Source organism: Aquabacterium lacunae (genome assembly GCF_004310865.1).
Lineage (GTDB): Bacteria > Pseudomonadota > Gammaproteobacteria > Burkholderiales > Burkholderiaceae_C > Aquabacterium > Aquabacterium lacunae.
The window spans coordinates 32440-52272 of record NZ_SIXI01000006.1 but is presented as its reverse complement, the minus strand read 5'-3'; the positions used below and the strand labels follow the sequence as shown (position 1 = coordinate 52272).

Annotated in this window: 19 protein-coding genes and 1 pseudogene; 6 read left to right on the top strand and 14 right to left on the bottom strand. The window is 63.4% G+C overall.

The annotated features are described in order from the left end of the window. Window positions 1-867 (top strand): UDP-2,3-diacylglucosamine diphosphatase, encoded by an 867-nt coding sequence (locus EYS42_RS13940; protein WP_245503652.1) that lies wholly within the window; start codon window positions 1-3, stop codon window positions 865-867. Between the two features lie 111 nt (window positions 868-978). Further along, on the top strand, window positions 979-1767 hold the full coding sequence (locus EYS42_RS13935; protein ID WP_245503651.1) for a M90 family metallopeptidase: 789 nt from the start codon (window positions 979-981) through the stop codon (window positions 1765-1767). Between the two features lie 19 nt (window positions 1768-1786). Here EYS42_RS13935 and clpA read toward each other — a convergent pair whose 3' ends face one another. Together clpA and clpS are read right to left on the bottom strand one after the other, a co-directional pair. Then, window positions 1787-4108, bottom strand: coding sequence for an ATP-dependent Clp protease ATP-binding subunit ClpA (gene clpA, locus EYS42_RS13930; protein ID WP_130968806.1), 2322 nt, complete (start codon window positions 4106-4108; stop codon window positions 1787-1789). Then, complete coding sequence (gene clpS, locus EYS42_RS13925; protein WP_165456793.1) at window positions 4105-4461, bottom strand: ATP-dependent Clp protease adapter ClpS; 357 nt, start codon at window positions 4459-4461, stop codon at window positions 4105-4107. The genes clpA and clpS overlap by 4 nt, the downstream gene beginning before the upstream one ends. A gap of 286 nt (window positions 4462-4747) precedes the next feature. On the opposite strand from clpS, the pseudogene EYS42_RS13920 reads away from it, so the two are divergent. Continuing rightward, window positions 4748-4942: pseudogene (locus EYS42_RS13920) on the top strand (cold-shock protein); the annotation flags it as partial. A gap of 206 nt (window positions 4943-5148) precedes the next feature. Here EYS42_RS13920 and icd read toward each other — a convergent pair. The 3 genes from icd to hemN all read right to left on the bottom strand — a co-directional run bounded on the left by icd (window position 5149) and on the right by hemN (window position 8927). After that, window positions 5149-6402: an NADP-dependent isocitrate dehydrogenase gene (gene icd, locus EYS42_RS13915; RefSeq protein ID WP_130968803.1), complete on the bottom strand. Its 1254-nt coding sequence runs from the start codon at window positions 6400-6402 to the stop codon at window positions 5149-5151. A gap of 173 nt (window positions 6403-6575) precedes the next feature. Then, entirely contained in the window at window positions 6576-7439 is an 864-nt protein-coding gene (locus EYS42_RS13910) for a sulfite exporter TauE/SafE family protein (protein WP_165456792.1), read from the bottom strand. A gap of 57 nt (window positions 7440-7496) precedes the next feature. Continuing rightward, complete coding sequence (hemN, locus tag EYS42_RS13905; protein WP_130968801.1) at window positions 7497-8927, bottom strand: oxygen-independent coproporphyrinogen III oxidase; 1431 nt, start codon at window positions 8925-8927, stop codon at window positions 7497-7499. A gap of 226 nt (window positions 8928-9153) precedes the next feature. On the opposite strand from hemN, the gene fnr reads away from it, so the two are divergent. Then, window positions 9154-9870 (top strand): fumarate/nitrate reduction transcriptional regulator Fnr, encoded by a 717-nt coding sequence (gene fnr, locus EYS42_RS13900; protein WP_130968800.1) that lies wholly within the window; start codon window positions 9154-9156, stop codon window positions 9868-9870. 105 nt (window positions 9871-9975) lie between these two features. Here fnr and EYS42_RS13895 read toward each other — a convergent pair whose 3' ends face one another. From EYS42_RS13895 to EYS42_RS13855, 9 genes are all read right to left on the bottom strand, one after another. Then, window positions 9976-10239, bottom strand: a complete 264-nt coding sequence (locus EYS42_RS13895) for a hypothetical protein (RefSeq protein ID WP_130968799.1) — start codon at window positions 10237-10239, stop codon at window positions 9976-9978. 77 nt (window positions 10240-10316) lie between these two features. Further along, entirely contained in the window at window positions 10317-10562 is a 246-nt protein-coding gene (locus EYS42_RS13890; RefSeq protein ID WP_130968798.1) for a nitrogen fixation protein FixH, read from the bottom strand. A 25-nt stretch (window positions 10563-10587) separates the two neighbouring features. Then, window positions 10588-12066 carry a cytochrome c oxidase accessory protein CcoG gene (gene ccoG, locus EYS42_RS13885; protein WP_130968797.1) on the bottom strand — a complete coding sequence of 493 codons (1479 nt, stop codon included), beginning with the start codon at window positions 12064-12066 and terminating at the stop codon, window positions 10588-10590. A gap of 103 nt (window positions 12067-12169) precedes the next feature. Further along, window positions 12170-13123, bottom strand: a complete 954-nt coding sequence (ccoP, locus tag EYS42_RS13880) for a cytochrome-c oxidase, cbb3-type subunit III (protein ID WP_130968796.1) — start codon at window positions 13121-13123, stop codon at window positions 12170-12172. Window positions 13124-13137: 14 nt separating this feature from the next. Further along, window positions 13138-13275 (bottom strand): cbb3-type cytochrome oxidase subunit 3, encoded by a 138-nt coding sequence (locus EYS42_RS13875; RefSeq protein ID WP_130968795.1) that lies wholly within the window; start codon window positions 13273-13275, stop codon window positions 13138-13140. Between the two features lie 16 nt (window positions 13276-13291). Further along, window positions 13292-13918: a cytochrome-c oxidase, cbb3-type subunit II gene (gene ccoO / locus EYS42_RS13870; RefSeq protein WP_130968794.1), complete on the bottom strand. Its 627-nt coding sequence runs from the start codon at window positions 13916-13918 to the stop codon at window positions 13292-13294. Window positions 13919-13935: 17 nt separating this feature from the next. Further along, complete coding sequence (ccoN, locus tag EYS42_RS13865; protein WP_130968793.1) at window positions 13936-15363, bottom strand: cytochrome-c oxidase, cbb3-type subunit I; 1428 nt, start codon at window positions 15361-15363, stop codon at window positions 13936-13938. A 78-nt stretch (window positions 15364-15441) separates the two neighbouring features. Continuing rightward, complete coding sequence (ccoS, locus tag EYS42_RS13860) at window positions 15442-15591, bottom strand: cbb3-type cytochrome oxidase assembly protein CcoS (RefSeq protein WP_130968792.1); 150 nt, start codon at window positions 15589-15591, stop codon at window positions 15442-15444. A gap of 69 nt (window positions 15592-15660) precedes the next feature. Continuing rightward, window positions 15661-18111 carry a heavy metal translocating P-type ATPase gene (locus EYS42_RS13855; RefSeq protein WP_165456791.1) on the bottom strand — a complete coding sequence of 817 codons (2451 nt, stop codon included), beginning with the start codon at window positions 18109-18111 and terminating at the stop codon, window positions 15661-15663. A 94-nt stretch (window positions 18112-18205) separates the two neighbouring features. Here EYS42_RS13855 and EYS42_RS13850 point away from each other — a divergent pair, with 94 nt between their 5' ends. Then, entirely contained in the window at window positions 18206-18697 is a 492-nt protein-coding gene (locus EYS42_RS13850) for a DUF192 domain-containing protein (RefSeq protein ID WP_245503650.1), read from the top strand. A 101-nt stretch (window positions 18698-18798) separates the two neighbouring features. After that, window positions 18799-19773, top strand: a complete 975-nt coding sequence (locus EYS42_RS13845) for a sulfite exporter TauE/SafE family protein (protein WP_130968789.1) — start codon at window positions 18799-18801, stop codon at window positions 19771-19773. Window positions 19774-19833 lie beyond the last annotated feature (60 nt).

Genomic DNA, 19833 nt, shown 5'->3' with positions numbered 1-19833 from the left:
GTGAGCGGGCAGCCCCACTGCCCTGCCCCCGAGGCCACGCCACCGCTCACACCGCCCTCGTGGCGGTGTGATGCTTTGGAGGCCCCGGCGCACTGGCAGCGCATCGATTTCATCTCGGATCTGCACCTGCATGCCGGTCGGCCTCGCACATTCGCCGCCTGGGCCGACTACATGGCCCGCACGCCGGCCGATGCGGTGCTCATCCTGGGCGACCTGTTCGAACTCTGGGTGGGCGACGACATGGCCACTCAGGCCTTCGAACAGTCGGCCGCGAAGGTGTTGCAACAGGCGGGACAGCGCTTGTGGCTGGGCCTGATGGTAGGCAACCGAGACTTCCTCATGGGGCAACAGCTGATGCAGCTCTGCCGGGCAACTGCACTGGATGACCCCTTTGCGCTGACAGCGTTCGGGCAGCGTCACCTGCTCACCCATGGCGACGCCTGGTGCCTGGACGACGCGCCCTACCTGAAGTTCCGCGCCATGGTGCGCCAGCCCGCCTGGCAAACGGCCTTCTTGCAGCGCAGCCTGCCTGAAAGGCTGGCTGTGGCCCAGGGCATTCGCACCGAAAGCGAACAGCGCAAAGGTGGCCAGGCCATGGCCGAATGGGCCGACGTGTGCGCGGCGCCTGCCGCCCAGGCCCTGCAGGCCCATGGCAGCCTGAGCCTGATTCACGGCCACACCCATCGGCCGGCCAGCGAGCCCTTTGCCATGGCAGGCGCTCAACGCCATGTGCTGCCCGACTGGGAGTTTGACGAACTGCCTGACGGGCAACCGCCCCGCGGGCATGTGCTGCGCCTGAGCGCCGATGGCTTGCAGCGCCTCTCGCTCGCGCAGGCCGTGACAGGCCCTGTGACCGAGCCGCGCTGAACCCCGCCCATGCCACCCATTCACCAGCCCAGAGGCTCCGGAGCGCCTCGGCCCAGGTGGCTTGACGCATGGCTCCGGCGGCTGCCACCGGCCTGGCTGAGCGATGCACAGGTGCAGAGGCTGCGCCCACTGCCTGAACCCCTGTGGCAGAACACACTGACCCAATGCCCATGGCTGACCTGGCGCAGCCCACGCCAGCTGCATCAACTGCGGGAGCTGAGCACCCTGTTTCTGGCGCGCAAGCAGTTCACCCCGGTGGGTGGCCTGGTATTGACCGACGCGATGGCTGTGCAGGTGGCGGCGCAGGCCTGCCTGCCGATCCACAGCTGGGCCATGGGGCTGCACCCCTACAGCGCCTTTGTGGGTGTGGTGATGCAGCCTGAGCAGGTGCTGGCACCGCGCAGCTGGACCGACGACAACGGCGTGACCCACGAGGGGCATGAACCCCTGTCAGGAGAGGCCATGCCAGGCGGCCCCATCATGCTCTCATGGCAAGACGTTCAAGCCGCCGGCCGCCCGCCTGACGGCAGTCCCGGCTCAACGCCAAACGACACGCAAGCCGGCGCAACCGCGTACAACGTGGTGATCCACGAGTTCTGCCACGCACTGGACCTTCTCAAGGGGGAGGCCGACGGACTGCCGCCACTGCCCGCTGAGATCACGCCACAGGAATGGCGCGACACCCTGTGGCAGGCCTTCGACCATTTCCGGGACGCCTGGGCCCATGGTGACCCCATCGTCATCGACCCCTACGGACTGGAGCAAGGCCTGTCGGAGTTTTTCCCCGTGCTGGCCGAAACCTTTTTCATGACTCCGAAAACACTGAAGGCTGCACACCCTGCGGTGTACAGCCTTCTGAGCCGCTACTTCAAGGACGACCCAGCGAACTGGGCGCCTTGAAGCAGCCTGCCGGCGCGGCTTACTCGGCCGTGGCCGGTTCGGCCTTGGGCTTGTCGGAGCGGCGAGCCTGGATGTCCAGCTTCACCTCCTCTTCGCCCTTGGCGTTGGTGACCACGTCCACCGTCAGGCGCCCACCGTCGACCAGATCGCCAAACAGCAGCTCGTCGGCCAGGGCGCGACGGATGGTGTCCTGGATCAGGCGCTGCATCGGACGTGCGCCCATCAGCGGATCGAAGCCGCGCTTGGCCAGGTGGCGACGCAACACGTCGGTGAAAGTGACCTCCACCTTCTTCTCGGCCAGCTGTCCTTCCAGTTGCAGCAGGAACTTGTCGACCACCCGCAAGATGACCTCTTCGTCCAGCGGCTTGAAGCCCACAATGGCGTCCAGACGGTTGCGGAACTCCGGGGTGAACATGCGCTTGATGTCCGCCATCTCGTCGCCCTGCTCGCGCGCTGTGGTGAAGCCGATGGTGGACTTCTGCAGCGTTTCAGCACCCGCGTTGGTGGTCATGATGATCAGCACATTGCGGAAGTCGGCCTTGCGTCCGTTGTTGTCGGTCAGCGTGCCATGATCCATCACCTGCAGCAGGATGTTGAACACATCGGGGTGAGCCTTCTCGATTTCGTCGAGCAGCAACACACAGTGCGGTTTCTTGGACACGGCCTCGGTCAGCAAACCGCCCTGGTCGAAGCCCACATAGCCGGGGGGCGCACCGATCAGGCGACTCACGGCATGGCGCTCCATGTACTCCGACATGTCGAAGCGGATCAGGTCGATGCCCATGATGTAAGCCAACTGCTTGGCCACTTCGGTTTTGCCAACGCCGGTGGGGCCGCTGAACAGGAAAGCACCGATGGGCTTGTCGGGCTTGCCCAACCCCGAACGGGCCATCTTGATGGCGGAAGCCAGGGCATCGATGGCATTGTCCTGACCGAACACCACGCTCTTGAGGTCGCGATCGAGCGTCTTGAGCTTGCTGCGGTCGTCTTGCGACACGCTGGTGGCGGGGATCCGGGCGATCTTGGCCACGATGTCTTCCACCTCGGCCCGGGTGATGGTCTTCTTCTGCTTGGACTTGGGCAGTACGCGCTGGGCGGCACCGGCCTCGTCGATCACATCGATGGCCTTGTCAGGGAGGTGGCGGTCATTGATGTACTTGGCCGACAGCTCGGCCGCCGCCTGCAGCGCACCCAGGGCGTACTTGACGCTGTGGTGCTCTTCGAAGCGCGACTTCAGGCCCTTGAGGATCTCGATGGTCTGCTCGACCGAAGGCTCGACCACCTCGACCTTCTGGAAGCGCCGCGACAATGCGGCGTCTTTCTCGAAGATGCCGCGGTACTCGGTGAAGGTGGTCGCACCGATGCACTTGAGCTGACCCGAGCTCAGCGCAGGCTTGAGCAGATTGGACGCATCCAGCGTGCCACCGGACGCCGCACCCGCACCGATCAGGGTGTGGATCTCGTCGATGAACAGCACGGCGTTGGGTTGGTCTTTCAGCTGCTTGATGACCGCCTTCAGGCGCTGTTCGAAATCACCGCGGTACTTGGTGCCAGCCAGCAGCGCGCCCATGTCGAGCGCATAGACCTCGGCATCGTTGAGCACCTCGGGCACATCACCTTGGGTGATGCGCCAAGCCAGACCCTCGGCAATTGCGGTCTTGCCCACGCCGGCTTCGCCGACCAGCAGAGGATTGTTCTTGCGGCGGCGGCACAGCACCTGGATCACGCGCTCGACCTCGGAGTCGCGGCCGATCAGGGGGTCGATGCGCCCCTCCTTGGCCGACACATTGAGGTTCTGCGTGTACTGCTCGAGCGGCGAAGCCTTGCTTTCGGCTTCCTCCTTCTCGCCACCTTCGGCCTGCCCGGAGGGCTCGCTGGCGGCCTTGCCAGTGTCCGGCGGGTCGACCTTGCGGATGCCATGGGCGATGAAGTTGACCACGTCGAGGCGGGTCACGCCCTGCTGGTGCAGGTAGTACACCGCGTGCGAATCTTTCTCGCCAAAAATGGCGACCAGCACATTGGCCCCGGTCACTTCCTTCTTGCCGCTGCCCGAAGACTGCACGTGCATGATTGCGCGCTGGATCACGCGCTGGAAGCCCAGGGTAGGCTGAGTATCGACCTCGTCAGTGCCACCGACGGTCGGCGTGTTGTCACGAACGAACTGGTCCAGGTTCTTGCGAAGCTCATCCAGGTTCGCAGCACAGGCCTTCAGTACCTCGGAAGCAGAGGGGTTGTCGATCAGCGCCAGCAGCAGATGCTCCACGGTGATGAACTCGTGTCGCTGTTGCCGGGCCTCGACGAAGGCCATGTGCAAACTCACTTCCAACTCTTGCGCGATCATGCGGTCTCCAGGATGCACTGCAGGGGATGCCCGGCGCGCCGGGCGGCGGCAAGAACAAGTTCGACCTTGGTGGCCGCGACATCTTTGGTATAGACACCGCACACACCACGACCTTCGTGGTGGATTTTGAGCATGATCTGAGTCGCCGTCTCGACGTCGTGACGGAACAGCTCCTGCAGCACGTAGACCACGAACTCCATCGGGGTGTAATCGTCATTGAGCATGACAACCCGATACAGCTTCGGCGGCTCGGTCTGGAGCGCTTCCTTTTCAGCAACGACAGAACCGGCGCCTTCCTCCGACGACCCCTGTCCGGGATCGTTCGAAGCGATCGGGAAGAGCGAAAGGTTCATGAAAATCATTCTAAGAGAGCAGATCAGCCCATGGCTTGACATCTTGGGATGACCCACCTGAGATCAAGGGTGGAAATCCATCACGCCACGGTTTCTTTTCATCGTACCCCCGACGCAGACAGTCTGCCGTTTCCCCAGCAAAACAGGTGGTCGTAGTCGACGATTCGTCCACCCCTGCACACCCCCATTGGTCGGGGATTGACCATCGCCAAATTCGGTCACACTTGCGGCTTGACACGGGATTCAACGAGATCCAGAATCGTGAACAAATTAACAGGAGGGTTGTATGGCGACTGGTACGGTCAAGTGGTTCAACGACGCCAAGGGGTTCGGCTTCATCGAGCCCGACCAGGGCGGCGGTGACGTGTTTGCACATTTTTCTGCCATCCAGATGGATGGTTTCCGAACCCTGAAACAGGGGTCGAAGGTTCGGTATGAGCTGACGGTGGGCCCCAAGGGGATGCTCGCACAGAACATCCAGACCATCACCGAAGAAGAGGTGCAGGCAGAAAGTGCCGACGCCCTCGAAACCATGCATTTCCGCGATGCTGCTGCCGCAGGGCATGGGCAGTCGATGCACTGAAGGCCTCGTTCTCCTGCATGAAAAACGCCCGCAATTGCGGGCGTTTTGCTTGGGGCGCACCAAAGGCGCCCCATGGACACAGGCGGCAAACAGCCGCCCTGCCATCACATGTGGTCGATCATGACCTGACCGAAGCCCGAGCACGACACCTGGGTCGCGCCTTCCATCAGGCGGGCGAAGTCATAGGTCACCTTCTTGCTCTGGATGGCTTTGTTCATCGAGCTGATGATCAGGTCAGCCGCCTCGAACCAGCCCATGTGGCGCAGCATCATTTCGGCCGACAGGATCTCGGAACCGGGGTTCACGTAATCCTTGCCAGCGTACTTCGGCGCGGTGCCGTGGGTGGCTTCGAACATGGCCACGCTGTCCGACAGGTTGGCGCCGGGGGCAATGCCGATGCCACCAACCTGAGCGGCCAGGGCGTCAGAGATGTAGTCACCGTTCAGGTTCAGCGTGGCGATCACGCTGTACTCGGCGGGACGCAGCAGGATCTGCTGCAGGAAGGCGTCGGCAATGGCGTCCTTGATGACGATGTCCTTGCCGGTCTTCGGGTTCTTGAACTTGCACCACGGGCCGCCGTCCACCAGCTCGGCGCCAAATTCCTTCTGCGCCAGGGCGTACGACCAGTCACGGAAGCCGCCTTCGGTGAACTTCATGATGTTGCCCTTGTGCACGATGGTGACGCTGGGCTTGTCGTTGTCGATCGCGTACTGGATGGCCTTGCGCATGAGGCGCTCGGTGCCTTCCTTCGACACCGGCTTGATGCCGATGCCCGAGGTTTCGGGGAAGCGGATCTTCTTGACACCGAACTCGGTCTGCAGGAAGTTGATGATCTTCTTGGCCTTGTCCGACTGCGCTTCGAACTCGATGCCGGCATAGATGTCTTCCGAGTTCTCGCGGAAGATCACCATGTCGATCTTTTCAGGTTCCTTCACGGGCGACGGCACGCCCTTGAAGTAGGTGACAGGGCGCAGGCAGACGTACAGGTCAAGCTCCTGACGCAGCGCCACGTTCAGCGAGCGGATGCCACCGCCGACGGGGGTGGTCAGCGGGCCCTTGATGGACACCACGTAGTCCTTGAGGACCTGCAGGGTTTCTTCAGGCAGCCAGACGTCAGGACCGTACACGCGGGTTGACTTCTCACCAGCGTAGATTTCCATCCAGTGGATCTTCTTGGCGCCGTCGTAGGCCTTGGCCACCGCTGCGTCAACCACCTTGATCATCACGGGGGTGATGTCGAAACCGGTGCCGTCACCCTCGATGTACGGGATGATGGGATTGTTGGGGACATTGAGCGAGAAGTCCGGGTTCACCGTGATCTTCTGCCCAGCTTCGGGCACCTTGATGTGCTGGTACATGTTGTGGTCTCCGCGGTTGGCGTTTCCGAAAACAACGCTGCCATGGATGTCGGCAGGTTGACCCATTCTAAGGCAACCGTCAGGTGAAACCCGTTGGTGATGCCCACATCACAGCACGAAACACAAGGCAATTCACCCCAGCGGTGGCGAATGACAGACGCCCACCTCGCCCATCAGGCGCACCAGGCTTGCCACTGGGCCCACACACGATGCGACAAGGCCCAGCCGCAGCCGATGACCAGGCTCATGCCCGCAAGCCGCAGGGCCAGGCGCGCATCGGCCCAGGCCTGCCATCGCCCTGCCAGCCACCGCGTGGCGACTGCCGGGGAGGCCGGCACTTGCGAAGTGGCAGGCCAGTCGTTGGGCGTCTGCGCAGCGGGCTCGCCGTCAAGCGACGACGGGCGCAGCCACAGCACCGGCGCCACCCCGGCGGCGACGGGTCGGGGCTCGCGGGCGCCCCCCAAACGAGCCAGTGCGCGGGGCGCCAGCGCGATGGCCAATGCCCCTGGCACAGAAAACACAGCCATCAGCAAGGCCCCTTGCCAGGCATGCGGCGCCAGGGCAGCCACACCCACCGCACCGTACAGCAAACCGCAGGGCAAGGCGGCCCAGAACACGCCCAACACCCAGGCCCAGCGCGCGGCAACGCTGCCCCCCACACGCTGCTGCAGCCATCGGTAGGCCGCCTGGCCCTGGGCCTGCACCTGCAGGGGCATCTCACCGCGCCACAGCAGCCAGGCACCGAACAACACAGTGGCGAACAATGCCATCAACCACAGGGGTTGCAGCACCGCAGCCACGGCAGACCATCGCCCCAGCCATGAAGTCAGCCCCGCTGCCACGGCGCCCAGCAGGGCATACCCGGCCGTGCGGGCCAGCAGCGCGCGCCACCCTGCCCCACCGGGCAAGGCCACGGCGCACGGGGCAGCGCACATGGCGGCGCAATGTGGAACGCCCGCCACCCCCATGAGCAGCACGGCAGACAGCAGCCCGCCGAACATCCCCAGAGAAACACTGTCCAGCCCAGCACTCAGCATGTGGACTCCCGACTCATGTCCTCCGCAACCCATCCACCCGAAGGCGCGGAGTTGGCCTCAGATGATGCGAGAAAATCGCTCAACCGCCCTGTCTGCCTGCAGATGACGGTCGAACACCATGGCAATGGCGCGAACAAAATACCAACCCAGCGGCGTGACACGGATGCCATCCGGCTCCATGACGACCAGCCCCTTCTCGGTGAGCGGTTCCAACTGATCGATTTCGGGCCCGAAGTATTGCCTGAAATCGATCAACCAGGCCAGCTCGATGGATTCGATGTCCACCCTGCCCTGGCACATGATGGCCATGATCACTGCACGGCGCACCATGTCGTCGCGCGACAGGGAAAGTCCGCGCTGGATGGGGAACTCGCCGCGGCTGAGCGCATCGTGGTAGTCCTCCACGGTCTTCGCATTCTGCGAATAATGGGGCCCGATGCGACCGATGGCCGAGACACCGAGGGCGACCAGGTCGCTGTCAGCATGGGTGCTGTACCCCTGGAAGTTGCGATGCAAGCGCCCCTGGCGCTTGGCCACGGCCAGCGGGTCGGTCGGCAGAGCAAAGTGGTCCATGCCGATGTAGTCGTAGCCGGCTGCACGGAACTGCATGATGGCCGCCGACAACATGCCGACCTTGTCAGGCGCGGGCGGCAACAGGCGCGCGTCAATGCGGCGCTGTGGCTTGAACCTCTGGGGCAGGTGTGCGTAGGCATACAGGGCAATGCGCTCCGGGCGCAACTCACTGACCTGGACCAATGAGCGCGCAAAGCTTTCGGGTGTCTGGCGCGGCAGGCCATAGATCAGGTCCATGTTGATGGACTCGAAGCCCACGTCACGCGCGGCACGGGTCAGAGCCGCCACCTGTTCGAAAGGCTGAACACGGTGCACCGCCAGCTGAACCGCCGGGTCGAAATCCTGCACACCCAGGCTGATGCGGTTGAAGCCCATGGCCCACAGGCGCGAAAGCCGCTCGGCATCGACGGTGCGGGGATCGACTTCGATCGAATACTCGCCACCGGGCACAAAACGGAACACCGACTGCAGCTTCATGAGCAGTCGCTCGATCTGCTCGTCGCTGAAATAGGTGGGCGTGCCGCCGCCCAGGTGCAACTGCGACAGGCTCTGCCCAGTGCCCAGCACCGCCTCGTGCAGGTCGATTTCTCGGAACAGGTCGTGCAGGTACGCATCTGCGCGCTCCCTGCGGCGCGTGACCACCTTGTTGCAGGCGCAGTAGTAGCACACGGACTCGCAGAAAGGGATGTGCACGTACACCGACAGCGGTGCGGCAGCCCCACCGATGGCCCCGCCCCCACAGGCGCGCTGCTGCAAGGCTTGGGCGTATTGCGCGGGACCGAAGGCTTCGACAAACCGGTCGGCTGTGGGGTAGGAGGTGTAGCGAGGCCCCTGCACGTCCAGTCGCCGGATGATGTCCTGCGTGATGTCTGGAGGCTGAGGAGATTCGGACAATGCCAGTGCCTGTGCATTCATGAGGAGGCACTGTGCCAAAGGTGACTGTGCCTGACTTGATCTGGCTCAAGTGCGGTGCGCCCACTGGCGCAACAATGACCGCAGTTTGATCCAACCCGTGAGCGGCCACATCGCCAATCACCTGAATCACATGACCTTGCACGCCTCAACTGCTACCATGGACACGCCCTCTACAACGATTGCGCCTCCGGCTGCACATCGGTGTCAGCCTGATTCCGCCTGTTCCATGAAATACGAAAGCTTCAAGGTCGCCTGTTCCAGCTGCAACCTGCGGGAACTGTGCCTGCCGGTGGGGCTCAGCCAACCGCAGCTGTCTCAACTCGACAACCTGGTGGCCAACCGCAAGACGGTCAAGCGCGGTGAAGCCCTGTTCCACGCGGGAGAAGCGTTCAAAGCCGTGTACGCCGTGCGCACTGGTTTCTTCAAGACCTGTGTGTCTTCTGAAGACGGCCGTGATCAGGTGACGGGCTTTCAGATGGCCGGTGAGTTGCTGGGGCTGGACGGCATCAGCACCGACCACCACGCCTGTGACGCCGTGGCCCTGGAGGATTCGCAAGTGTGTGTGATCCCCTACTCGCAACTGGAAGACCTGTCGCGCGAGTTCTCCGACCTGCAGCACCAGTTCCACAAGATCATGAGCCGCGAGATCGTGCGCGACCATGGTGTGATGCTGCTGTTGGGCAGCATGCGCGCCGAGGAGCGGCTGGCGGCCTTCCTGCTGAACCTCACACAGCGTCTGCATGCACGCGGCTTTTCATCCACCGCACTGGTGCTGCGCATGACCCGCGAAGAAATCGGCAGCTACCTGGGCCTGAAGCTGGAAACGGTCAGCCGCACTTTCTCTCGGTTCCAGGACGAAGGACTGCTGGAGGTGAAGCAGCGTGACATCCGCATCGTCAACGAGGCCGGGCTTCGTGCCCTGGTGAACTCGACCCGCTGCTGAGTCATTGGAGGCCACGGTCGCTCAACACCGTGCGCCACCCGGGCGCCAGTCGAGCACCATCTGTGCAGCCAGTGAAAAGCCCGTCACTCGGACGGGCTTTTTCATTCAGGTCTCCATGCGGTGGGCAAGGCCTGCGTCGCGGGGATCGATCGGCTGTTTCATCAGCCAATGACTGATGGCCGAAGCGACCGTCACCAGGCCCCAGAACACCAGGAAAGCCAGCGAATAGGCCGTGTTGGCATCCGGATGCCACCTGCCAAAACGCAGCTGCCCGGGATCGACCCAGGCGAACACCACCATTTCCATCACGGCCGCCACCAGAAAGGCGGGCCAAAGGATTTGCGCCACATGCAGTGTGCGAGGGGTCATGCTCACCTCCAACAAGGTTGGGAACACCATCCCATGGTGCGCCTTTGGCGGCGCCCCCACACCGGGAAGAACCCTGATCAGCGCTCAGCAGGCTGCGTGGCCGTTTCGGCGGCCTTGTTGCGGCCTTGCAGTGCGGGCAGTTCGCCGGCGTTGTCGGCCGGCTTGCTGGCATCGAGCACGGGGTCGACATGGCGGTAGGCGATCACTGCCGTGCTGATGCCTGCCACCACCACGATGGCAGGGCCGCCGATGATCATCCACACCATGGGGTACTTCCACCACGGCTTGGTGTCGCGCGAATTATTCTTGTCGTTCCGGCTCATGCCAGCTCCTTGTTCGATGCAGCGCTCAGCGCGGCACCATGAAAGTTGTCTTTTCGCGCACAGCCCGCTCAGGCTCCTCGCCCGCCCGTTGCCGCGTCACCACCATGTCGATGGGATGAGCGCCTGTGCCCATGGCCTGGGCAACTTCCGGCGGCACCTTGACTGTCACAGGCACCCATCGCGCCTCGGCCGGGCCCAGCACGATCACGTCCTGGGCCGACACCTGCACACGGGTGAGATTGTCGGCGAAGACGGTGAACCGCTGTTCGGACTCGGTGGCGTTCATGATCTGCACACGGTAGACGTTTTCCACAAAACCGTCGTCCACCACGCGCCCCAGAGCCCCCCGGTCACGCACCACATCCACCTTGAAGGGCGTGCGCATCAGCAGGCTGCCCAGGAAGGCAATGACGACCACCACGAAAACCGCCGAGTAACCCAGCACGCGAGGGCGCGCCACCCGGCTCCACATCTTGCGGTTGTCCCAACCCTTTTCGAGCGAGTTCTGCGTGGCGTAGCGGATCAAGCCACGCGGCGAGCCCATCTTGTCCATCACGGTGTCGCACACGTCGATGCAGGCGGCACACCCGATGCATTCATACTGCAGCCCTTTGCGAATGTCGATGCCCGTGGGGCACACCTGCACACACAAGGTGCAGTCCACGCAGTCGCCCTGCCCCTTTTCAGCGGCATCGGTCTTGCGCGAACGCGAGCCGCGGGGCTCACCACGCTTTTCGTCGTAGCTGATGATCAGGGTATCCCGGTCGAACATGGCGCTCTGGAAGCGCGCATAGGGGCACATGTACTTGCAGACCTGCTCACGCATGAACCCCGCGTTGCCATACGTGGCAAAACCGTAGAAGCCCGTCCAGAAGATTTCCCAGGGCCCCATGGTGAGCGTGACCGCTTCGTGCACCAGCAACTGCACCGGCGTGAAATAGCCCACGAACGTGAAGCCGGTCCAGGCCGACAGCGCCAGCCAGCTGGCGTGCTTGCCGCCCTTGCGCCAGACCTTGTCGACACTCCAGGACGATTTGTCGAGCTTCATGCGTTTGCCGCGGTCACCCTCCCACTGGCGCTCGATCCAGAGGAAGATTTCGGTGTAGACCGTTTGCGGGCAGGCAAAACCACACCACAAGCGCCCCGCCACCGCGGTGAACAAGAACAGGCCGTAGGCTGATATCAGCAGCAGCACCGTCAGAAAGATGAAGTCCTGCGGGTACAGCACCAGATCGAACAGGTAGAAACGGCGCGCACCGAGGTCGAACAACACCGCCTGACGCCCGTTCCAGTTCAGCCATGGCAGGCCATAGAACACCAACTGGGTGGCCAGCACGATGGCCCAGCGCCAGCGCTGGAACCACCCATGCACTTCACGGGGATAGATTTTTTCAGAGGCCTGGTACAACAGCACCGATTCGACACTGCCACCAACGGGCACCGCCGGTTCGGCCTTGATCGGAATGATGCGTTGGGGCCCTTTGTCGGGCTGCTTGGTGCTCATGGATTCACCCATGCAAAACGGTGGATGTCAGTACCCCTGAGGGTATACCGATCATCCACCGTCGGGTTTGAACCCGGTCAAACTCTGACCGGGTTGTCGCGGCTTACTTGGCCGACACGTCGGCCGTCTTGGCCTCGGCGGTCTGGACCCCGTTCGACAGGCCCCACACGTAGGCGGTCAACACCTTGATCTGCTCGGGGCTGTAACGGTCCTTCTGGGCCGGCATCACATTGAGCTTGCCTTTGTTGATCATTTCGATCACCGCCTGCTCACCCCAGCCATGCAGCCAGATCTTGTCGGTCAGGTTGGGAGCGCCCACGGCGTGGTTGCCCTTGCCTTCTGCGCCGTGACAGGCGGCGCAGGCGGCCTTGAACTTGTCCTTGCCCAACTGCGCCAGCAGCGGGTTGTGGGCACTGCCCGACAGGCTCAGCACGTAGTTGGCCACCTGGCGAACTTCTTCACCCGAACCAACGGCTGCGGCCATCGGAGGCATCTGGCCGCGGCGGCCTTCCACCAGCGTCTGGGTGATCTGCTCGGGCGAACCGCCATGCAACCAGTCCTTGTCGGTCAGGTTGGGGAAGCTCTTGGCGCCTCGGGCGTCGGAGCCGTGGCAGGCCGCGCAGTTGTTCAAGAACAGGCGCTCACCGATGGCACGGGCCTGCGGGTCACGGGCGATGTCTTCGACCGAAGCGGTGCGGAACTTCGCATAGACCTGCTCTTCGGACGCCTTGGCCTTCTTGATTTCGTCCTGCAACTGGCCAACCTGGGACCAACCGAGCAAACCCTTGTGCTCACCCAGACCCGGGTACAGGTACAAGTACACGCACGAAAACACCACGGTGAGGATGAACAGCACCAGCCACCAGCGTGGTAGCGGGTTGTTCAGTTCACGCAGGTCACCATCCCACACGTGGCCGGTGTCGGCCTGGACGTTGCCCTGGGCGTCACGGATCACCTTGTGGCGTGCTGCACCCCACAAAACGGCGATGCAGTACACCAGGCCTGCGATCACGATGGCCGAGACGAAAAGCCCCCAGCCTCCATAAAAGTCGCTCATTTGAGCCTCCAGATTCATTCGTCGTCGGGGGGCAGCTTGCCTGCCTCCTCGAAGTGGTCCTTGTTCTTGCGGGCATACACCCACACGACAATGCCCACGAACAAGCACAGTGACAGGACGGTGACTGCGCTGCGCCAGATGCCGATGTCCATCACTGCTCCTTCCGTCTTACTTGACGGCGGTGCCCAGCACCTGCAGGTAGGCGATCACGGCTTCCATCTCGGTCTTGCCCTTGACTTCGTCAGCGGCAGCCTTGATCTCGGCATCGGTGTACGGAACGCCCACCTTGCGAAGGGCCTCCATGCGAGGCGCCATGCCGGCCGGGTTCACCTGGTTGGTCTCCAGCCACGGGTAAGCAGGCATGTTGGACTCGGGCACCACAGCGCGCGGGTTCACCAGGTGAGCGCGATGCCATTCGTCCGAGTACTTGCCACCCACACGGTGCAGGTCCGGGCCGGTGCGCTTGGAGCCCCACTGGAAGGGGTGGTCGTACACGAACTCACCAGCCATCGAATAGTGGCCGTAACGCAGGGTTTCGGCGCGGAAGGGGCGGATCATCTGCGAGTGGCAGCCGTAGCAACCTTCACGCAGGTAGACGTCACGCCCCGCCAGTTGCAGTGCGGTGTAAGGCTTGAGGCCTTCAACCGGTTGCGTGGTACTGCGCTGGAAGAACAGCGGCACGATTTCGACCAGGCCACCGAACAGAATGACCACGAGGGTCAGCACGATCAGCAGCGTGTTGCTGGTTTCGATCCGCTCGTGGGAGAAGGTTGCGACTTTGTGGTTATCAGCCATGTTGGTACTCCTTCAACTCAGGCGTGAGCCGGTTGAGGCACAGACACGGTGGAAGAACGACCCGCCATGACGGTCATCACGGTGTTCCACAGCATCAGAATCATCCCGCCCAGGTACAGCAGGCCACCGGCCACACGCAGCACGTAGAACGGATAGGTGGCCTTCACGCTTTCGACGAAGCTGTAGACCAGCGTGCCGTCGGGGTTCACTGCACGCCACATCAGGCCCTGCATCACGCCGGCGATCCACATGGCAGCGATGTACAGCACGATGCCGATGGTGGCTGCCCAGAAGTGCACCGAGATGGCGGTGGTGCTGTACATCTGCTTGCGGCCGAACAGGCGCGGGATCAGGTAATACAGCGAACCCATCGAAATCAGACCCACCCAGCCCAGGGCGCCCGAGTGCACGTGGCCCACGGTCCAGTCGGTGTAGTGCGACAGCGAGTTCACGGTCTTGATGGCCATCATGGGGCCCTCGAAGGTGGACATGCCGTAGAACGACAGGGACACGATCAGGAACTTCAGGATGGGGTCATCGCGCAGCTTGTGCCAGGCACCCGACAGGGTCATGATGCCGTTGATCATGCCGCCCCACGAAGGCGCCAGCAGGATCAGAGAGAACAACATGCCCACCGACTGGGCCCAGTCGGGCAGTGCGGTGTAGTGCAGGTGGTGAGGACCCGCCCACATGTAGGTGAAGATCAGGGCCCAGAAGTGCACGATCGACAGGCGATACGAATACACGGGCAGACCGGCCTGCTTGGGGATGAAGTAGTACATCATGCCCAGGAAGCCTGCGGTCAGGAAGAAGCCCACGGCATTGTGGCCGTACCACCATTGCACCATGGCGTCCTGCACACCGGCGTAGGCCGAGTAGGACTTGGTCATGTCGACCGGCACCGCAGCGCTGTTGACGATGTGCAGCAGGGCCACCGCCAGAATGAACGCGCCATAGAACCAGTTGGCCACATAAATGTGACGCACCTTGCGAATGCCGATGGTGCCAAAGAAGTTGACGGCGTAAGCCACCCAGACCACAGCGATCAGCAGGTCGATCGGCCATTCGAGTTCGGCGTATTCCTTGCCCTGGGTCATGCCCATGGGCAGCGTGACGGCCGCGGCCAGAATGACGGCCTGCCAGCCCACAAACGTGAACATGCCCAGCGCGTCAGAGAAGAGACGCGTCTGACAGGTGCGTTGCACGACGTAATACGACGTGGCGAACAGCGCACAGCCACCGAACGCGAAAATCACCGCGTTGGTGTGCAGAGGGCGCAAGCGGCTGTAGGTCAGCCAGGGGACGCCAAAGTTCAGTTCGGGCCAGGCCAGTTGGGATGCAATGAACACCCCGACGGCCATGCCCACGACCCCCCACACCACAGCGGCGACGGCGAAAAGCCGGACAACCGTGTCGTTGTAGGTGGCAGAGCGGTTGGTTGCCATCACTAGTTCTCCTTGTTCAACGGGCGCTATTGTGAGGGCAAACCAGTACGCCCAATTGGCTTAGATCAAGCCATAGTTTCAGTTTGACTCTTGATCGTCCTCAAGGATCCGGACGCCTTCCTGGTCCAGATCGTCAAATTGGCCCCGGTAGATCGACCAGGCCAGCACGCCCAGAATGAGCATGACGAGGACCACCGACAGTGGCAAGAGCAGGTAGAGGATGTCCATGAAGTGCCTTCGGGGTGCCTTGTGGGTGCCGCAGCCTGTGTTCGACAGGCGGTGATCGTCCAGCGCCTGTCAGCGCGTGTCCGGGCTGGCAAAACGGTTGAGACGAAGCGCGTTGAGCATCACCCCCAGTGAACTCAGGGCCATGCCGATGCCAGCCAGCCAGGGCGGCAAATACCCCATCAGTGCCAGGGGTATGCACACGAAGTTGTACGCTGCAGCCCAGGCAAGATTCTGACGGACGATGCGCAAAGCCTGACGCGCAGTGGACACGGCAACGGGCACCCCCGCCAGACGGCCTCCCAGCACGATGAAATCGGCCTGAGCCTGTGCCAGCGGCGCCCCCTGATCGAGAGCAAACGAGACATGCGCCTGCGCCAGCACCGGCGCATCGTTGATGCCGTCACCGACCACCGCCACCACCTGTTTTTCGGATTGCGCACGCTGCAGGGCCTGCAACTTGCCTTCCGGACCCACCGCGGCACCCGCCACCCACACAGGGGGTGAGCCACCCAATCGTTGCGCGAAGGCGACAACACGCTCCTTCAGGTCACCCGACAGCACGGCCACCTGCAGGCCCAAGGCCCTCAAACCGTCCAGCGCCGGCATGGCGGCTTCGCGCGTTTTTTCATCCATGGCCACACCCAGCACCTCCACCGGCCGCCCTGAAACCCCCTCACCTGCTGGCCATCGGGCCACCCACACACGGCCTTGCGGCCAGGCAAGGCCCGGGTGCGATGCCTCGGCACCGCCCTCAGCCGAACTCAGCACCCACGAGGCAGAACCCAGGCGCCACACATGGCCAGCCGGGTCCAGCGCCTGCAGGCCCAGGCCAGGGGACTCCACGACCTCGTGCCAGTTCATCACCGCCACGGCTGCGCCCTCAGGGGGCTCCTCCGCAAAACCGGCCACCAGCGATTGAGCCACCGGGTGCGCCGACAAGGCCGCCAGCGAACGTGCGCTTCGCAGCAAGGCATGGAGCGCCGGCGCACGGGGCTGTTCAACGGGCAGAACCTGTCCGTTGAACCAGAGTTGTTGCGGCGTCAGCGCCGACTCGGTCAGGGTGCCGGTCTTGTCAAACCACACCTGCGACACCGAGGCCAAGGTCTCGACAGCCTCCAGACGTCGCACCAGAACCCCCTGCCGCGCCAGCGCACCTGCCGCGGCCAGCAGCGCTGACGGCGCGGCCAGAGAAAAGGCACACGGGCAGGTCACGACCAGCACGGACACAGCCACCCACACCGACTTGGACGGGTCGATCCACTGCCAGGCCAACGCACCCAGCAACGCCAGCGCGATGACCACATACAAAAAGGGACCTGCGAAGCGATCGGCCGTGCGCAGCCAGCCAGGACGCTCGGTGAGCGCCTGATGCACCAGATCGACGATCTGCTGGTAGCGGGTGTCGACACCCAGGCGCTCGATGCGGCACCACACGGGCGAACCCACATTCAGGCTGCCCGCCACCAGCAAATGCCCCACCTGCTTGGGCACCGGACGACATTCACCCGTGAGCATGGATTCGTCGGCCTCGGTGTGACCCCACACCACCAGGCCATCGCCCGGGAAGGCCTGACCGGCAGCCACCCGCACGCGGTCTCCGGGCTGCAACGCCGACAAAGCGACCGACTGAACACCATGGGCATGCAGTTCGGCATCTGGCACATCGGCGGCGGCCTGGCTCCGCTCCACCGACTCGGGCAGGCGATTGCACAAGGCCTCCAGCGAGCGAGTGACCCGCTCGCGCGCTCGGGCCTCCAGCCACCGGCCGCACAGCAGGAAGCTCACGAACATGGTCAGCGAGTCGAAGTAAACGTCTTCTCCGAACCAGGCGGTCTGGCCCATGGTGACCCCAGTGCTGACCACGAACATCGCCACGATGCCAATGGCCACTGGCGTGTCCATGGCCATGCGCCCTTGACGCAGAGCCGCCCAGGCACCTGAGAAAAACGGCCCGCAAGAAAAGGCCATCACGGGCAGGCTGAGCACCCAGCTGCCCCAGTTCAGAAGGCGCCAGATGTCAGGGGGGATCTCATCAGGGCCCGCCACATACTGCGCCGTCGAGATCATCATCACCTGCATCATGCAGAACGCGGCCACCGACAACCGCCACACCAGCTGGCGCTGTGCATGCTGCCGCACGTTCTGAGCCAGAGCCGAGCCGTCTGGCCAGGCCTGGTACCCCACCGAGCGGATCGCAGCCACCAGATCGGCCAGCTTGACCTGTTGCGGATCGATGTGCAGGCGGGCCCGCTGCGTGGCGCCCTGGACCTGAACCTCCGACACGCCGGGCACCGCCCGGATGGCCGACTCGATGGTGAGGGCACACGCCGCGCAATACATGCCGGACAGCCCCAGCCCGATGGGCACGGCGCCCGACGTGGTGACGGGCCCAACCTGACATTGCCGCAAAATGGCCGGGTCATTGAGACCCGCCACCTGCTGCGGCTTCAGCGGCGCCACGGGCGGCAGGGCCGCAGGGCGGCGGTCGTCGAGAGGAGCAGTCTGGGCGTTGAAAGACATCTGGAGACAACCCCACGAAGGCGGGGCTGGAGAATGTAAGGCGCCCGGGCACACAGAAGCCCGATGCAGATCAACCGAGAACGGACAGATTGTGTTGCAAGATCGAATCACCCCAGGTCGCACGGTGCTTGCGGCCCTTGCGCTGACCGGTGCACTGGTGCTGGGCAGCGCCAGCAGCCCAGCACAGGCGCAGGCGCCCATGGGACAGCCCCAACAACTGGCCACCACGACGCTGCGCGCGGGCATGCACCTGATCACGGCCGAAGTGGCTCGCACCCCGCAGGAACACGCCATCGGACTGATGTGGCGCAAGGAGATGCCCACCAACCACGGCATGATCTTCGTGTTTCCCAAAGCCGGGGTTCAGTGCTTCTGGATGAAAAACACCCTGCTGCCTTTGTCGATCGCCTTCATCAACGACCAGGGCAAGGTGGTCAATGTCGACGAAATGAAGCCTCAGACCGAAGACAGCCACTGCTCGGCAGAGCCCGTGCGCTTCGTGCTGGAGATGAACACGGGCTGGTTCGCCAAGCGGGGCATCAAGGCCGGCAGCCTGATTCAGGGCGGCCCCTTCGAGGCGCGCTGACACCTTTATTCCAATTGGATATAAGATTTTTTCATTTAAATAGTTTGTCGATATAAAGCAAATCGGTAGGATCGCGCCTTCCTGAAGTCAGCGCGCCTGCCATGAAGATCCGTAACCTCGACCTGACCGACAACGCCATCAACGCCGAACACGAGGCGTTGGGCTTGCCGCCGGTTGAAGACGACGTGACCCACCCCTCCGCACACCCGGTGCTGCGCGCCGCCATGTGGGCGGTCGTGTTCATGCTGATCGGCGTGCTGGGCTACCTGGGCACGCGCCTGTTCGACGGCACACATGGCGAGTCAGGCTTCGCGCTGATCCAGGACACTCTGCACAGCGACGCCTTCTGGAAGGCCGTGGCCGTGGGCCTGCTGGCCCAGATCGTCGATGGCGCCCTGGGCATGGCCTATGGCATCACGTCCACCTCTTTCCTGCTGGCCACGGGCTCGTCACCAGCGGTGGCCTCGGCCGCAGTGCACATTGCCGAGGTGTTCACCACAGGTGTGTCGGGCATCTCGCACATCAAGTTGGGCAATGTGAACCGTTCGCTGTTCCTGCGCCTGCTGATTCCCGGCATCCTGGGGGCCAGCACCGGTGCCTGGGTGGTGTCGAGTGTCGATTCCAGCGTGATCAAACCCATTGTGTCGGGCTACCTGTTCCTGATGGGCCTGTACATCGTCAGCAAGATCTTCAAGAAGATCACGCCCCGCCGCGAAACCCCCAAGCACGTGGCCAAACTGGGCCTGCTCGGGGGGTTCGTCGACGCCGTGGGCGGCGGCGGCTGGGGGCCCGTGGTCACGACCACCCTGGTGGGCACCGGGCAGGACCCCCGCACCACCATCGGCTCGGTGAACCTGGCCGAGTTTTTCCTGACCTTCACCAGCGCCGGCGTGTTCGCCAGCCTGGTGCCCGAAACGCCCTGGCCGACGGTGGCGGGCCTGGTGGTCGGCGGCCTGTTCGCCGCGCCGTTTGCCGCCTTCCTGACCCGCAAGCTCAACACCCGCACCCTGCTGATGCTGGTGGGCGGGGTCATTTCGGGCATCAGCCTTTACAATCTCGCCCGAGCATTGGGCTGACTGACACGACCGCGGGCTTTCGGGCTGTCGCGGTCTTTCTCTTTGTTTTTCGCAGCGCAC

What these genes read in the sequence shown, in the direction of transcription:
- EYS42_RS13855 (WP_165456791.1), bottom strand. Translation starts at nt 18,111, where the DNA reads ATGTCTTTCAACGCCCAGACTGCTCCTCTCGACGACCGCCGCCCTGCG.
- clpA (WP_130968806.1), bottom strand. Translation starts at nt 4,108, where the DNA reads ATGATCGCGCAAGAGTTGGAAGTGAGTTTGCACATGGCCTTCGTCGAG.
- ccoS (WP_130968792.1), bottom strand. Translation starts at nt 15,591, where the DNA reads ATGGACATCCTCTACCTGCTCTTGCCACTGTCGGTGGTCCTCGTCATG.
- ccoO (WP_130968794.1), bottom strand. Translation starts at nt 13,918, where the DNA reads ATGGCTGATAACCACAAAGTCGCAACCTTCTCCCACGAGCGGATCGAA.
- ccoP (WP_130968796.1), bottom strand. Translation starts at nt 13,123, where the DNA reads ATGAGCGACTTTTATGGAGGCTGGGGGCTTTTCGTCTCGGCCATCGTG.
- EYS42_RS13890 (WP_130968798.1), bottom strand. Translation starts at nt 10,562, where the DNA reads ATGAGCCGGAACGACAAGAATAATTCGCGCGACACCAAGCCGTGGTGG.
- clpS (WP_165456793.1), bottom strand. Translation starts at nt 4,461, where the DNA reads ATGAACCTTTCGCTCTTCCCGATCGCTTCGAACGATCCCGGACAGGGG.
- ccoN (WP_130968793.1), bottom strand. Translation starts at nt 15,363, where the DNA reads ATGGCAACCAACCGCTCTGCCACCTACAACGACACGGTTGTCCGGCTT.
- ccoG (WP_130968797.1), bottom strand. Translation starts at nt 12,066, where the DNA reads ATGAGCACCAAGCAGCCCGACAAAGGGCCCCAACGCATCATTCCGATC.
- EYS42_RS13910 (WP_165456792.1), bottom strand. Translation starts at nt 7,439, where the DNA reads ATGCTGAGTGCTGGGCTGGACAGTGTTTCTCTGGGGATGTTCGGCGGG.
- EYS42_RS13875 (WP_130968795.1), bottom strand. Translation starts at nt 13,275, where the DNA reads ATGGACATCGGCATCTGGCGCAGCGCAGTCACCGTCCTGTCACTGTGC.
- icd (WP_130968803.1), bottom strand. Translation starts at nt 6,402, where the DNA reads ATGTACCAGCACATCAAGGTGCCCGAAGCTGGGCAGAAGATCACGGTG.
- EYS42_RS13845 (WP_130968789.1), top strand. Translation starts at nt 18,799, where the DNA reads ATGAAGATCCGTAACCTCGACCTGACCGACAACGCCATCAACGCCGAA.
- EYS42_RS13895 (WP_130968799.1), bottom strand. Translation starts at nt 10,239, where the DNA reads ATGACCCCTCGCACACTGCATGTGGCGCAAATCCTTTGGCCCGCCTTT.
- hemN (WP_130968801.1), bottom strand. Translation starts at nt 8,927, where the DNA reads ATGAATGCACAGGCACTGGCATTGTCCGAATCTCCTCAGCCTCCAGAC.
- fnr (WP_130968800.1), top strand. Translation starts at nt 9,154, where the DNA reads ATGAAATACGAAAGCTTCAAGGTCGCCTGTTCCAGCTGCAACCTGCGG.